Genomic DNA, 12,954 nt, shown 5'->3' on the forward strand with positions numbered 1-12,954 from the left:
AAACGGGGCGTACTTTATTGAACCAACATCCTAAAGATGCGTTCCGATTTGGCAATAGCCCAAAATGGGCTGTGCCATCTTGGCAAAGGCCTGAGCGCGATTGCTAACGCAATCAGTCTGCGCCTGCCTCAGAATTTAGCGGACGCTTGTCAAACACTTCGTCCACCAGACCAAATGCCTTGGCTTCGTCCGCTTCCAAGAACGTGTCGCGATCCATCGCTTTTTCAATGTCCTTCAACGGCTTGCCCGTATATTTGGCGTACAGGTCGTTCATACGCTTGCGAATGCGGAGGATTTCATTCGCCTGAATTTGGATGTCGGATGCCATACCACGCGCGCCGCCCGAAGGCTGGTGGACCATGATACGCGAATTGGTCAGCGCAACGCGCATGCCGGGCTCGCCAGCTGCCAACAGGAAGCTACCCATCGATGCGGCTTGTCCGATGCACACTGTCCCGACCTTTGGACGGATGTATTGCATGGTGTCATGAATCGCCATGCCAGCGGTTACAACGCCGCCCGGCGAGTTGATGTACATCCAAATATCTTTCTTTGGATTGTCCGACTCAAGGAACAACAGCTGCGCGGTGATAACCGACGCCATATTGTCCTCGACCTCACCCGTCACAAAAATGATCCGCTCGCGCAGAAGACGCGAAAAAATGTCCCAGCTCCGCTCTCCCCGGTTCGATTGCTCGATAACGACGGGAACTAGGGCTTGTACCGGATCAAATGGGACGTGCATGAAATACCTCTGGGCTGTTCTGTTTTTACGCTGATGCCTACATCGGCGCGGGCAGACAAAGTTTCAAGCAGGAAAAGGTTAAACTGGCGTGCAATCCACAGAGAGTTCATCAAAATTACGCTGCAATTTAGATGGTAACATCGATTAGTTGTTAGATTTTGAATGATCTGGCCATTTAAAAACCAAATGTGACGCACGTCAGAGCGACCGAAACAAAAAAGGCCCCGGAATCCCGAGGCCTTTTCGTTTGTTCAAAACTGGACGATTATTTCTTAGGTGCAGCCTTCTTGGCAGGAGCCTTCTTGGCAGGCGCTTCTTCCGCGTCCTTCTTAGGAGCAGCTTTCTTTGCAGCAGGCTTAGCTTCCTTTGCAGGCGCCTCTTCCTTTGCTGCAGCCTTTTTCGCAGGAGCCTTTTTCTTCGCCGCTGGCTTTGCGTCTGGTTCAGCTTCAATCGCTGCTTCAAGAACGTCCTTGGTTACGGTCTTTTCCGTGATCGTCGCCTTGTCGAACAAGAAATCTACAACCTTGTCTTCAAACATTGGCGCACGCAGCTGGGCCGCTGCCATTGGGTTTTCCTGCAGATACTGCACAAAACGCTGACGGTCTTCAGGACGATATTGCTGCGCAGCTTGCTGCACCAGCATGTTCATTTCCTGTTGGCTGACTTCAACGCCATTTGCCTGACCGATTTCGGACAGCAACAAACCAAGGCGAACGCGGCGGACGGCGATATCGCGATACTCTTCGCGCTCGGCTTCCATTTCCTTCTTCGCAGCTTCGGCGTCTTCTTCGCGGGCAGCTTCCTGCTCCAACTGCGCCCAAATCTGTTCGAATTCTGCTTCGACCATCGATGGCGGCACGTCAAAGTCATGATCTGCAGCAAGCTGATCAAGCAACTGGCGCTTCATGTAGGTGCGGGTCAGACCGTTATGTTCTTGCTCAACCTGAACCTTCATCAGTTCACGCAGCTTGTCGATACCTTCAAGGCCGAACATCTTTGCAAGATTGTCATCCGCTTTCGCTTCGACAGGCTTGCGCACTTCGGTGACGACGATGTCAAAAGTCGCGGCCTTGCCCTTCAGGTTTTCGGCATTGTAATCTTCGGGGAAGGTTACGTTCAGAACCTTCTCGTCATTGGCTTTGACGCCAACGAGCTGGTCTTCGAAACCGGGGATCAACTGGCCTGAGCCAAGCTCAACGGCCATGCCTTCGCCCTTGCCGCCTTCAAATGGTACGCCGTCGACCTTACCTTCAAAGTCGATGACGACGCTGTCGCCCATCTTTGCGGCATATTTCTTGTCAGCCGCTTCAAAGCTCTTTTGTCCTTCAGCAAGCTTCAGGATCGATTCGTCTACCTGCGCGTCGCTGACTTCAACCGTCAGGCGCTCAAGCGTGATGCCATCGATCGACGGCGCGGTAATGGCGGGCAGGACTTCGAGATGGAAATCAACAACCGCGTCTTTGCCTGGCTCGTACCCATTGTCGAGATGCACGTGCGGCTGAGTCGCAGGGCGCAGCTTGTGGTCAGAAATCGCCTTTTGGACGCCTTCTTGGATCGAGCTGTTCAGCGCGTCCTGAAGCAACGAATCCTTATGCATTTTCTTGACCAGATTGGCAGGAACCTTGCCAGGACGGAAACCGGGCATACGCACCTGAGGCGCGATTTTCTTTACCTCGGCATCGATGCGTGATTCGACGTCTTTCGCGGTAATCGTCATACGATATGCGCGCTTCAGGCCTTCATTCTGTGTCTCGACGGTTTGCATAATATCTTCTCTATCTGCAGGCAAAGCGGCTGGCCTCACCTTAAACGTTAAATGGCTTTCGGGCTCAACGACAGCCGGGAACTTCCCTATTTCGTGGTGCGGGCGAAGGGACTCGAACCCCCACACCTTGCGATGCCAGAACCTAAATCTGGTGCGTCTACCAATTCCGCCACGCCCGCTTACGAAAAGCTGCCGTTTCACAAACGACGGGAGCCTCTAACGGGAAAGCCCCGCTAGGGCAAGGGCAGAAGCGGCAAAACCGCCGCTGCGCCCTTATCATCTGTTAACCAAGCGCCTTTTTCAGCAAGTCGTTGATGATTTGCGGATTGGCCTTGCCCTGCATCGCCTTCATCGTCTGGCCCACGAAGAAACCAAACAATTTGTCTTTGCCGGAGCGGTACTCGGCAACCTTGTCGTCATTGGCGGCCATGATCTTGGCAATCTCTGCCTCAATCGCGCCTGTGTCATTGGTCTGCTTCAGGCCTTTTTCTTCGACAATGGCAGATGCGCCCTGCCCCGTCTCAAGCATGATTTCGAAGACCTGCTTGGCGATGCTGCCGCTGATTGTGCCATCGGCAACCAGGCCAAGAAGCTCGGCAGCTTGCTTTGGATTGACCGGGCTTTCGTCCAAGGTCTTGCCCAGCTTGTTCAGCGCACCGAACAATTCGGACATCAACCAGTTCGACGCCTGCTTGGCATCGACGCCTTCGGCCAACAAATCTTCAAACCAAAACGCCGTTTCGGCTTCCGCCGTCAGAACAGCGGCATTGTATGCGGTGAGGCCCAATGCTTCATAACGCGCACGTTTGGCGTCGGGAAGCTCTGGCAAGGACGCACGGCATTCCTCCAGAAACGCGTCGTCGAGTTCGACCGGCAACAAATCAGGGTCGGGGAAATAACGATAGTCATGCGCGTCTTCTTTCGACCGCATCGAGCGCGTCTCCATCTTGTTCGGGTCGAACAAGCGGGTTTCCTGAACCACTGCGCCGCCGCTTTCGATCAGATCCACCTGGCGCTGCGCTTCATACTCAATCGCCTGCATCATAAAGCGGATGGAGTTGACGTTCTTGGTCTCTGTGCGCGTGCCCAGTTCACCACCGGGCTTACGGACAGACACGTTGACGTCAGCGCGCATGGAGCCTTGTTCCATATTGCCATCGCACGATCCGACATAGCGCAGGATAGAGCGGAGTTTCTTGAGATATGCTCCAGCCTCTTGCGGGCTGCTAATGTCAGGACGCGACACGATTTCCATCAGCGCAACACCCGAGCGGTTCAAATCAACAAAAGACATTGTTGGATGCTGGTCATGCATCAACTTGCCTGCGTCTTGCTCGACATGGATCCGTTCAATCCCGATTTTCTTGGTCGGGCTATCGGGGTCTTTTTCGTTGAGCGTGACTTCAATCTCGCCCTCACCCACGATGGGGTGATACAACTGCGAAATCTGGTAGCCCTGCGGCAAATCGGCGTAGAAATAATTCTTGCGGTCAAAGCGCGACCAGCGGTTGATCTGCGCATTGATCGCCATGCCGGTGCGCACAGCCTGACGCAGACATTCGCGGTTTGGCACGGGCAACATGCCGGGCATCGCTGCGTCGACAAGGCTCACATGGCTGTTGGGTTCGGCGCCAAAGCCGGTCGATGAGCCTGAAAAGAGTTTGGACTCACTGGTGATCTGCGCATGAACTTCAAGGCCAATCACGACCTCCCACTCACCGGTATTTCCCTGGATGCGGTACTCGCTCATATTACCACCACTCTCCGGCTTCCGCCGTAAATCCTGAACGCTGCTCAATCGCGAGGCCGGCGTTGAGCACAGCCTGTTCGTCAAGCGCCTTGCCGATAATCTGCAGCCCCATAGGCAGGCCTTGCTTGTCGAGGCCACCCGGAACCGACATCGCGGGCAGGCCAGCCAATGAGGCAGGCACCGCGAACACGTCGTTCAAATACATCGACAATGGGTCGGCGTTTTTCTCACCCAAGCCAAAGGCCGCGCTAGGTGCGGTTGGCGCGAGGATGAGGTCACAGCTTGCCCACGCATTTTCGAAATCGCGTGCGATCAAGGCGCGAACCTTTTGCGCCTGCGTGTAATATGCGTCGTAGAAACCAGCGCTGAGCACATAAGTGCCGATCATGATGCGACGGCGCACTTCTTCGCCAAAACCGGCGGCGCGGGTTGCGGCATACATATCCTGCAGGCCAGCGCCCTCAGGCAAATCGCGCAAACCAAAACGCACGCCATCATAGCGCGCAAGGTTCGATGACGCTTCAGCAGGGGCGATGATGTAATAAGCAGGCAACGCATATTTGGTATGCGGCAGGCTGATGTCGACGATTTCCGCGCCTGCATCCTTCAGCCATGCGATGCCATTATCCCACATCTTGGCAATATCTTCGTCGATACCATCAAGACGATATTCGCGGGGAATGCCGATGCGCTTGCCCTTCAGATCGCTATTCAAAGCCGCTTCCCATGCGGGCACAGGCAAATCGAGCGAGGTGGAATCCTTCGGATCAAAGCCTGCCATGGCTTCCAACATGATCGCGCAATCGCGGACGTCGCGCGCCATTGGGCCAGCTTGGTCAAGCGAACTGGCAAACGCCACAACGCCCCAACGCGAGCAGCGGCCATAGGTTGGCTTGATACCGCTAATGCCGACAAATGCGGCAGGTTGGCGGATCGAGCCACCGGTGTCGGTACCCGTCGCAGCAGGGCACAGCCGGGCCGCGATGGCAGAGGACGAACCGCCCGATGAACCACCCGGCGCAAGTGCGGCGTTGCCACCATCATTGCGACGCCAAGGTGAAATGACGTTGCCGAAATAGCTGGTTTCGTTCGACGAACCCATGGCGAACTGGTCAAGGTTGAGCTTGCCCAACATCCCTGCCCCAGCCTTCCAAAGATTGGCGGATACCGTCGACTCATAGGTCGGCACGAAACCTTCCAGCATATGGCTTGCAGCGGTCGTCTGCACGCCTTCGGTGCAGAACAAATCCTTCATGCCAATCGGCACACCGGCCATTTTGCCAAGTGGCTTGCCCGCCGCGCGGTCGGCATCAACCGCTTGTGCAGCAGCAACGGCCATTTCAGGCGTTTCGACGATAAAGGCGTTGAGTGCCTTTGCCGCAGCAACGCGCGTGTTCAGCGCTTCAGCAACCTCAACGGCTTTGAATTCGCCGTTGGCGACACCATCACGAATGGCAGCTACGCCCAGTCTCGAAAAATCAGTCATTATTCAATCACCTTGGGCACGCCAAAGAAGCTGCCTTCCTTCGCTGGCGCATTGGCAAGCACCTTGTCGCGGACATCGCCATCGGTGACGACGTCATCACGCAGGCGCAGCTTATTGGGGATGACAGCCGTCATTGGCTCAACGCCAGTGACGTCTACTTCGCCCAATTGCTCCACCCAGGCAAGAATGCCATTGAGTTCGCCGACCATCTTGTCAGCCTCTGCATCGCTAATCGCGATGCGCGAAAGCCGTGCGATTTTGTTCACGGTATCTTTATCTATAGACATACGCCAGCCGCTAGCATTGCACCTGCCCCGCTTCAACGGAAAAGCTTAATCTTTCAGGCTCTATTCAATTTTCCGATGCTATTTCCGTCCAATCGGCTAAATCGCATCAAAATTTCAGGACATAAACTTGGCTCGTAAATTCATTTATATCGTTGCAGCACTCATCGTCCTCGTCATTGCGGGTGGTTTCGTTATCCGCATTTATGAGGCTGAGCTCACCGAATTGGCATTCGTGCCAACGGCAAAGTTCGAAAAACAGGCGGCGTTTGAACCAAACAAATATGCCAGCAACGATATGTGGTTTGCGCGACCGGGCAAAACCGGCAATCCAGCCGACTGGTTGCCTGCCGGCGCGGCCAAGCCAGACGTGCGGGGCCCCGCGGCGATATTTTTCATTCACCCGACATCTTATATTGGCAGGGACCATTGGAATGCCCCGCTCGACGACGCGGAATCGCAGGATCGCGCGAGATTGTTCCTGCGCGGCTTGGCCTCGCCCTTTGCCAGCACCGGCGAAATGTGGGCACCCCGCTATCGTCAGGCAGCAATAGGCTCGTTCCTAACCACCAAGCCCGAGGGTCAGCAGGCGTTGGACGCCGCATATCAGGACGTTCTTTTGGCGTTCGATGAATTTGTCGCGAAAGTGCAAAAGGACCGGCCGATTATATTGGCTGGCCATAGCCAAGGCGCGCTGCACCTTACACATCTGCTGAAAGATCGCGTTGCAGGCAAACCAATCGCCAAACGAATCGTCGCCGCTTATGTTGTTGGCTGGCCAATTTCATTGAACAATGATGTCGCTGCGATGGGGCTGCCCGCGTGCTCGGGTCCAGATCAAACGGGATGCATCATGGCGTGGCAGAGCTTTGCCGAGCCAGCCGAGTATGACCGCATATCAAAAGTCTACGACACAACGACGGGTTTCAACGGGCAAAGCCGCAAAGGCACCGCGATGTTGTGCACAAATCCTTTAAACGGTGGTGCAGCAGCTGCGGCAGACATGAAGGCCAATTTGGGTACATTAAAACCAGACGCCACGCTGGACACCGGCGAGCTGGTCGTTGGGGCCGTACCCGCACGATGCGACGCAAAGGGCTTTCTATTGATCGGCGATCCGCCCGAAGTCGGCCCTTATGTGCTGCCCGGCAACAATTATCATGTGTATGATTTCCCGCTGTTCTGGGCGAATGTGCGGGCGGATGCCACGTTGCGACTGCGGAAGTTTCTTCAGAAATGATTTTTGATGCCGTCGCCGATTTTCTGGAACAGTTGCCCGAAGGCGGCGTGTTGATAGGGCTCGATATCGGCACCAAAACGATTGGCACGGCGTTTTGCGACGCGGGCTGGACATTCGCATCGCCCGCCGACCTGATCCGCAGGAGCAAGTTTTCCAAAGACAAGGCGTTGCTCAGCGCCGCGATTGCGACCCGCCCTACGCGCGGTATCGTCATTGGCCTGCCGCTCAACATGGATGGCAGTGAAAGCCCGCGAAGCCAATCAAGCCGCGCTTTTGCCCGCAACATCGCGGATCTCGGCCTGCCGATTTTGTTGCGCGACGAACGTTGGTCGACCCAAGCCGTTGAGCGCGACATGATCGCCGCCGACATGAGCCGCGCAAAACGGGCCGAAAAAATCGACAGCGGCGCAGCGGCATTCATTCTGCAAGGCGCAATAGATGCGCTGACCATTGGGTGACGTTTTTGCTCGGCCACGACCTAGCCGACAAAATGATTGAGTATTGCCCCCCTTCCCTTTAAGGGCATCGCTTTAATGACATGGACACAGCCTTTTGCAGCCGACAGCTTTCCAAGCGGGTCGGGCGCTTTTCCGCACAAGCATTTGCTTGGTATCGCTGGACTTCAGAAATGGGAAATTCTCTACATCCTGAAAGAGGCTGAACAATGGGTGGCCTTGAACCGATCCGGCCCTGCAAAGCATGATGGCCGATTGTCGGGCCTTACGATTATCAATGCCTTTTTTGAAAACTCGACACGCACATTGCTGTCATTCGAAATTGCCGGAAAACGGCTTGGCGCGGATGTCGTGAATATGCACGCGGCGCAATCGAGCGTCAAAAAGGGCGAAACGCTTATCGACACAGCAATGACGTTAAACGCCATGCGCGCCGATGCCATTGTCATCCGCCACGGCAGTTCCGGCGCGGTGCAACTGATTTCAAGCAAAGTCGATTGCCCTGTCATCAACGCAGGCGACGGAAGCCACGAACATCCAACGCAGGCCCTGCTCGATTCGCTGACCATCATGCGCCGCAAAGGGCGGGTTGAGGGCCAAACCGTCGTCATTTGCGGCGATGTGCTGCACAGCCGCGTTGCGCGCTCAAATCTGTTCTGCCTGAAAACTCTGGGCGCCGAAGTCCGCGTCGTTGCGCCCCCTGCATTGATGCCAAGCGGTATCGAGGCCTTTGGTGCGCAGACATTTACCAATTTTGACGCCGCATTGGATGGCGCGGATGTCGTCATGATGCTGCGGCTTCAGAATGAACGTATGCAGGGGGATTTCATCCCCTCACCCCGCGAATATTTCCATTTATACGGCCTCGATGAACGCCGGCTCGCCTTGGCCAAGCCCGATGCGCTGGTCATGCACCCGGGCCCAATGAACCGCGGCGTAGAGATTGCGAGCAATGTCGCCGACCATGTTGAACGTTCCGCCATTACCGAACAGGTCGAAATGGGTGTCGCCGTTCGCATGGCGTGCCTCGATATACTCACCCGAAAAGCACGCGGTCAGGAGGGTTGGTCATGACCGGAATCAGCATCCTGAACGGCCACGCCATTTTGCCCGGCGCGAACAAGGCCGAGCCACTGAATGTGCATATTGAAAATGGCAAAATTGCCTCAGTTGGAAAAGCCGCCCCGATAGCGAACCAGTTGGACGCAAGCGATCTCATCATCGCGCCGGGTATCATTGATCTGGGCGTATTTAAGACCGACAAGCCCGCTTTCCGCTTTGGCGGCATCACGCGCGCCGCATTAATGCCTGACCAGTCGCCTGTGCACGACGACCCGGCAACGGTGCGCTTTGCTGCGCTGAAAGGGAAACCCGATCTTTGGGTACATCCGCTCGCTGCAGCAACGCAGGGCCTCAACGGGCTGCAGATGGCCGAAATCGCGCTGATGAAAGAAGCAGGCGCAGTTGGCGTTGCGACGGGACGCAAATGGATTGCCGATAGCGGCATATTGCTGCGCATCATGCGCTACTGCCATGCGCTCGACCTACCCGTCTTTGTGCACAGCGAAGATGCAGGCCTATCGGGTAACGCGGTTGCAACGGCCGGGGAGACAGCCACGTTGCTGGGCCTATCCAGCGCATCGCCCATCACCGAAGCGCTCGCCATCGCCCGCGACCTATTGCTCGCGGAGGAAAGCGGCGTGCATGTGCATTTCCGGCAAGTGACGACCGAACGCGGGCTGGACCTTATTCGCGCGGCGAAGGCAAAGGGCTTACGCATCACATGCGGCATTACGCCAGGGCATCTGTTCCTGTCCGACAACGCCGTTTCGGATTTCCGGACCTTCGCCCATCTGTCGCCGCCCTTGCGTTCGGAAAACGATCGACTGGCCTGTGTCGCCGCCATTACCGATGGCACGATTGACGTGATTGCATCGGGGCACGACCCACGCGGGCCAGAGGACAAGCGCCTGCCCTATTCCGAGAGCGCGCCGGGCATGGCAGGGGCGGAAACGCTTCTCGCGCTGTCGCTCAACCTCGTGCGGGACAATGTGATTTCGATCGGTCGGCTATTCGAACTGCTGGCATCAAATCCCGCGAAGATCTTGGGGCTAAATGCCGGTCAAATAGCAGAAGGATATGAGGCAGATCTTATCCTCGTCGATCCAGACGCGCCGTGGCAGGTCGATGGCGACCGCATGGCCGCACTTGCGGGCAATACGCCATTTGACCGACTGCCGGTTCAGGGCCGCGTGCGCCATATGCTAAAGGGCGGCAAGGTCATTTAATAGGTCCTGACCCTAAACCCACCGCCCAATAACGTTTCACGGATATCAATTTATCGTGCGGCGATCTTACGCCCTGCGGTGTTCGCCATACGGATATTTTGGGGGCCACCATTCGTGCGCACGAAACAATCGCCCCCTTGCGACTTGATCATCTTGCAAGTTGCCCGTGCGCTTGCTGCGTCCCCGAAACCCATTGCAGTCAAACGAACAAGTTTCTTGCCGTTGACCGTTACGGTCGAGCTGGCGGAGGCAAAGCCGTTCAATGCGCGGTAGCGTTTGGCATATTTGTTCCAAGCCGCTTGCGCACTGGCCACAGACGAGAACGCGCCTAGCTGAACCAAGTGGCTTCCCGCAACCGCTGGCGTTGCTGCCTTCGGCACATATGACACGGCGAGCTTCACCGGCGCGGTCACAAATGACTTTGCGGGAACTTCCGACGCCTTGATAAGTGGCGCTTCGTAAACCGGCTGGCTCGGCATTGTCTCGGCAGCTCTCATATAATTCTCAACAGCCGCAAAACCAACACTGTCCGATACAGGTGCCGGACCCACCGCAGCCAACTCCACTGCTGCTGCAGGTGCAGACGAAACATCTGCAAATTCTGGTGCAGCAGTTGGCGCGACATCAGCCTGCGCAAACCCAATGGCATTGATGCTGCTTAACGCGAGGCGCACCGGCTGCCCCGTATCTGACATGTCGGGCTGAACCTTCAACAGGCCTGCTACGCGCGTCGTATAAGCACCGGGACGCGCGAGCTGCGCCCATTCGGCGATCCGTTCGTTGACACGCTCCTGCGGCATATCTTGCGATGCCATGATCCGCGCATCGCGCCAGCGACCATCAAGTGCATAGGCCAAAGCCAGATTCTGACGTATGCGCGATGTGACATTGTCGGCGCGCACGGCATCGGTCAGGATTTTGACGGCATCCGCCGAACGACCTGCCAAAGCCAAGGTCAACGCATAGTCGCTGACAGGCAGAATGGATCGGTTCGAATCGACGAGCAATACGGCAGATTCGGTGTTGCCCAAGGCAATACGCGCCAGAGCGAGGCTGATGACCGTGCGCGAGTCGACTTGGCCCAGCTCCATAACGTCCATCAACGTCCGTTCTGCTGAGGCAAAACGCCCCTTCGCCATGTAAGCGCGTGCCAGCAACCCACGATAGTCGCGGTTTTGCATGTCAGCCTGAACCGCACGCTCTGCAAAGGCCAATGCCTTGTCAGCCTTGCCTTTGGCCAGCGCCCGTTCGGCTGTCTTCGCCCAGGAAAATGCCTTTTGCGGCGATGCCGTATTGACGGAAGCGTTGGCCGTGCTGCCCGCTCCGGCCGCTGATGCAGTCATTGCCGGCACCGCAACCAACGCGGCCGACAAAGCCAGCTTTATAACAAAACGGCTATTCATGGCATCACCTCAAAAAAGCTAAATATAGGCATTAGTGTTTTTTCGCAGGAACATGGGACGCGAGGTCACCAATTTCCGGCATGGATTCGAGAAGTGCATCAAGCGCATCGGTCACAAGCTGTTGCGCCGACTGGTGACGCACCGCGCATGCCAGCCGCAATTTCAAATGCCGTTCGCTATCAAGACGCAAGGTGAAGGCTGCTTTCGCTTTCAAGCCGGGCTTCGCGCGGGCACGCGAACGTGGCGCATCCTTGGCACCCAAAGGCGAGACTGGCCGCGTTGCCGGCTCAGGCGTCATGGTAACAATTGCGGGTGCATCGGTGACCGATTCCGGCGCATCAGCAACGCTATCAACGCCAGATTCGGGTTCAATGTCATTGGAAAGAGCGTTTACGAGACGGTCTTGCATGTGCCTGACCTCAGGAACAGCCGCGGCAAGCGGGTTGGTCCCATTAAAGCCGTGGTCATAATCCATTGGGGTCGTGGGATCTGGATCGACATCATATCCCATATCGTTCCACCCTAGGTCGTCTTGCGACGCTGCAGCGTTGCCATTGCTCGACAGCATTGATGGACGGCGCATTGCGGGACGCGCCAGTCCTTTGCGTGCCAACAATATGCCTGACAGCGAAGCGATTGGTTTAGGTTCACCCATTATCCGGCCCTTCCTTCGCTTAACCTACGACCCGGCGGCCGAAGCCACCCATGGGACGCGCGGCGGATATTTGCTGGCTTACGGCAGCGGGCGCACTAAAAACGGTGCGGCGGAAATTCTTCTCGAGACGATCCGAAATATATGTCCACAGCTGGACAACCTCTTGCGAGGACCTGCCATTGGGATCGATTTCCATCACTGTGCGGCCGTCAATCATGGATGCAGCGAAATCTGTGCGATGGTGGAGCGTAATCGGCGCAACCGTGCCGTGCTGCGACAGTGCCACGGCGGCTTCCGAAGTAATCCGGGCCTTTGGCGTCGCTGCATTCACAACGAAGATCAGCGGCTTGCCAGCACGCTCACACAGGTCGACAGTCGCACCCACGGCGCGCAAGTCATGCGGGCTTGGCCGCGTGGGCACGACGATCAGTTCTGATACCGAAATGACGCTCTGGATAGCCATCGTAATGGCAGGCGGCGTATCAATCACCGCCAGTTTAAAACCTTGCTGCCGCAATACGGCAAGATCGGTGGCGAGGCGGGCCACGGTTGTCTGTGCAAAGGCGGGAAGGTCAGCTTCACGTTCATTCCACCAATCGGCCAAAGACCCCTGGGGATCGATATCGATAAGCACAACCGGCCCCGCGCCTGCGCGCTGCGCCTGAACCGCCAAATGGCCGGACAGAGTCGTTTTGCCCGATCCGCCCTTCTGTGATGCCAATGCGAGTACCCTCACATCATTCCCCTTTTGCAAATGTTTCAAATGGGGATGTGACAGAACAGGGCTAAAAATAGGTTAACACTGATCGGAGGTGTCGGATTTTGCCGTTCGGATGCACCGGCACGCAAAGGTGACGGTATCGGGCCAAGCTTGCTTCGCGAT

At 56.5% G+C, this 12,954-nt stretch carries 12 protein-coding genes and 1 tRNA gene; 4 read left to right on the plus strand and 9 right to left on the minus strand.

Annotation, left to right across the window (positions count from 1 at the left end; translation table 11 throughout):
* Positions 1–112: 112 nt before the first annotated feature.
* From GGR91_RS06090 to gatC, 6 genes are all read right to left on the minus strand, one after another.
* Complete coding sequence (locus tag GGR91_RS06090; protein ID WP_183941028.1) at positions 113–745, minus strand: ATP-dependent Clp protease proteolytic subunit; 633 nt, start codon at positions 743–745, stop codon at positions 113–115.
* 265 nt (positions 746–1,010) lie between these two features.
* Complete coding sequence (gene tig / locus GGR91_RS06095) at positions 1,011–2,510, minus strand: trigger factor (RefSeq protein WP_183941030.1); 1,500 nt, start codon at positions 2,508–2,510, stop codon at positions 1,011–1,013.
* A gap of 94 nt (positions 2,511–2,604) precedes the next feature.
* Positions 2,605–2,689: transfer RNA gene (locus tag GGR91_RS06100), tRNA-Leu, on the minus strand.
* Positions 2,690–2,793: 104 nt separating this feature from the next.
* Complete coding sequence (gene gatB, locus GGR91_RS06105) at positions 2,794–4,260, minus strand: Asp-tRNA(Asn)/Glu-tRNA(Gln) amidotransferase subunit GatB (RefSeq protein ID WP_183941032.1); 1,467 nt, start codon at positions 4,258–4,260, stop codon at positions 2,794–2,796.
* A gap of 1 nt (position 4,261) precedes the next feature.
* On the minus strand, positions 4,262–5,746 hold the full coding sequence (gatA, locus tag GGR91_RS06110) for an Asp-tRNA(Asn)/Glu-tRNA(Gln) amidotransferase subunit GatA (RefSeq protein WP_183941034.1): 1,485 nt from the start codon (positions 5,744–5,746) through the stop codon (positions 4,262–4,264).
* The gene (gene gatC, locus GGR91_RS06115; protein WP_183941036.1) at positions 5,746–6,033 is read right to left on the minus strand and encodes an Asp-tRNA(Asn)/Glu-tRNA(Gln) amidotransferase subunit GatC; all 288 of its coding nucleotides are present in this window, start codon (positions 6,031–6,033) and stop codon (positions 5,746–5,748) included. Before gatC ends, gatA begins: the two co-directional genes overlap by 1 nt.
* A gap of 127 nt (positions 6,034–6,160) precedes the next feature.
* Between gatC and GGR91_RS06120 the strand changes: the two genes are divergently transcribed.
* The 4 genes from GGR91_RS06120 to GGR91_RS06135 all read left to right on the plus strand — a co-directional run bounded on the left by GGR91_RS06120 (position 6,161) and on the right by GGR91_RS06135 (position 10,013).
* Complete coding sequence (locus GGR91_RS06120; protein WP_183941038.1) at positions 6,161–7,270, plus strand: DUF3089 domain-containing protein; 1,110 nt, start codon at positions 6,161–6,163, stop codon at positions 7,268–7,270.
* On the plus strand, positions 7,267–7,728 hold the full coding sequence (gene ruvX / locus GGR91_RS06125; protein ID WP_183941040.1) for a Holliday junction resolvase RuvX: 462 nt from the start codon (positions 7,267–7,269) through the stop codon (positions 7,726–7,728). The genes GGR91_RS06120 and ruvX overlap by 4 nt, the downstream gene beginning before the upstream one ends.
* A 75-nt stretch (positions 7,729–7,803) precedes the next feature.
* Positions 7,804–8,799: an aspartate carbamoyltransferase catalytic subunit gene (locus tag GGR91_RS06130; protein ID WP_183941042.1), complete on the plus strand. Its 996-nt coding sequence runs from the start codon at positions 7,804–7,806 to the stop codon at positions 8,797–8,799.
* Entirely contained in the window at positions 8,796–10,013 is a 1,218-nt protein-coding gene (locus GGR91_RS06135; RefSeq protein WP_183941044.1) for a dihydroorotase, read from the plus strand. Before GGR91_RS06130 ends, GGR91_RS06135 begins: the two co-directional genes overlap by 4 nt.
* 50 nt (positions 10,014–10,063) lie before the next feature.
* On the opposite strand, the gene GGR91_RS06140 is transcribed toward GGR91_RS06135, so the two are convergent.
* From GGR91_RS06140 to GGR91_RS06150, 3 genes are read right to left on the minus strand one after another with little or no spacing between them, the layout of a single operon-like run.
* The gene (locus tag GGR91_RS06140) at positions 10,064–11,416 is read right to left on the minus strand and encodes an SPOR domain-containing protein (protein WP_183941046.1); all 1,353 of its coding nucleotides are present in this window, start codon (positions 11,414–11,416) and stop codon (positions 10,064–10,066) included.
* A 31-nt stretch (positions 11,417–11,447) separates the two neighbouring features.
* On the minus strand, positions 11,448–12,071 hold the full coding sequence (locus tag GGR91_RS06145; RefSeq protein ID WP_183941048.1) for a hypothetical protein: 624 nt from the start codon (positions 12,069–12,071) through the stop codon (positions 11,448–11,450).
* Positions 12,072–12,090: 19 nt separating this feature from the next.
* Positions 12,091–12,807 (minus strand): AAA family ATPase, encoded by a 717-nt coding sequence (locus GGR91_RS06150; protein WP_183941050.1) that lies wholly within the window; start codon positions 12,805–12,807, stop codon positions 12,091–12,093.
* Positions 12,808–12,954 lie beyond the last annotated feature (147 nt).

The sequence above is a fragment of the Sphingorhabdus rigui genome (genome assembly GCF_014196595.1).
GTDB classification, from domain to species: domain Bacteria; phylum Pseudomonadota; class Alphaproteobacteria; order Sphingomonadales; family Sphingomonadaceae; genus Sphingorhabdus_B; species Sphingorhabdus_B rigui.

Excerpts from the sequence above, each read along its gene's own strand:
- gatA (WP_183941034.1), bottom strand. The coding sequence starts at position 5,746 with ATGACTGATTTTTCGAGACTGGGCGTAGCTGCCATTCGTGATGGTGTC.
- GGR91_RS06145 (WP_183941048.1), bottom strand. The coding sequence starts at position 12,071 with ATGGGTGAACCTAAACCAATCGCTTCGCTGTCAGGCATATTGTTGGCA.
- ruvX (WP_183941040.1), top strand. The coding sequence starts at position 7,267 with ATGATTTTTGATGCCGTCGCCGATTTTCTGGAACAGTTGCCCGAAGGC.
- GGR91_RS06135 (WP_183941044.1), top strand. The coding sequence starts at position 8,796 with ATGACCGGAATCAGCATCCTGAACGGCCACGCCATTTTGCCCGGCGCG.
- tig (WP_183941030.1), bottom strand. The coding sequence starts at position 2,510 with ATGCAAACCGTCGAGACACAGAATGAAGGCCTGAAGCGCGCATATCGT.
- GGR91_RS06130 (WP_183941042.1), top strand. The coding sequence starts at position 7,804 with ATGACATGGACACAGCCTTTTGCAGCCGACAGCTTTCCAAGCGGGTCG.
- GGR91_RS06090 (WP_183941028.1), bottom strand. The coding sequence starts at position 745 with ATGCACGTCCCATTTGATCCGGTACAAGCCCTAGTTCCCGTCGTTATC.
- gatB (WP_183941032.1), bottom strand. The coding sequence starts at position 4,260 with ATGAGCGAGTACCGCATCCAGGGAAATACCGGTGAGTGGGAGGTCGTG.
- gatC (WP_183941036.1), bottom strand. The coding sequence starts at position 6,033 with ATGTCTATAGATAAAGATACCGTGAACAAAATCGCACGGCTTTCGCGC.
- GGR91_RS06140 (WP_183941046.1), bottom strand. The coding sequence starts at position 11,416 with ATGAATAGCCGTTTTGTTATAAAGCTGGCTTTGTCGGCCGCGTTGGTT.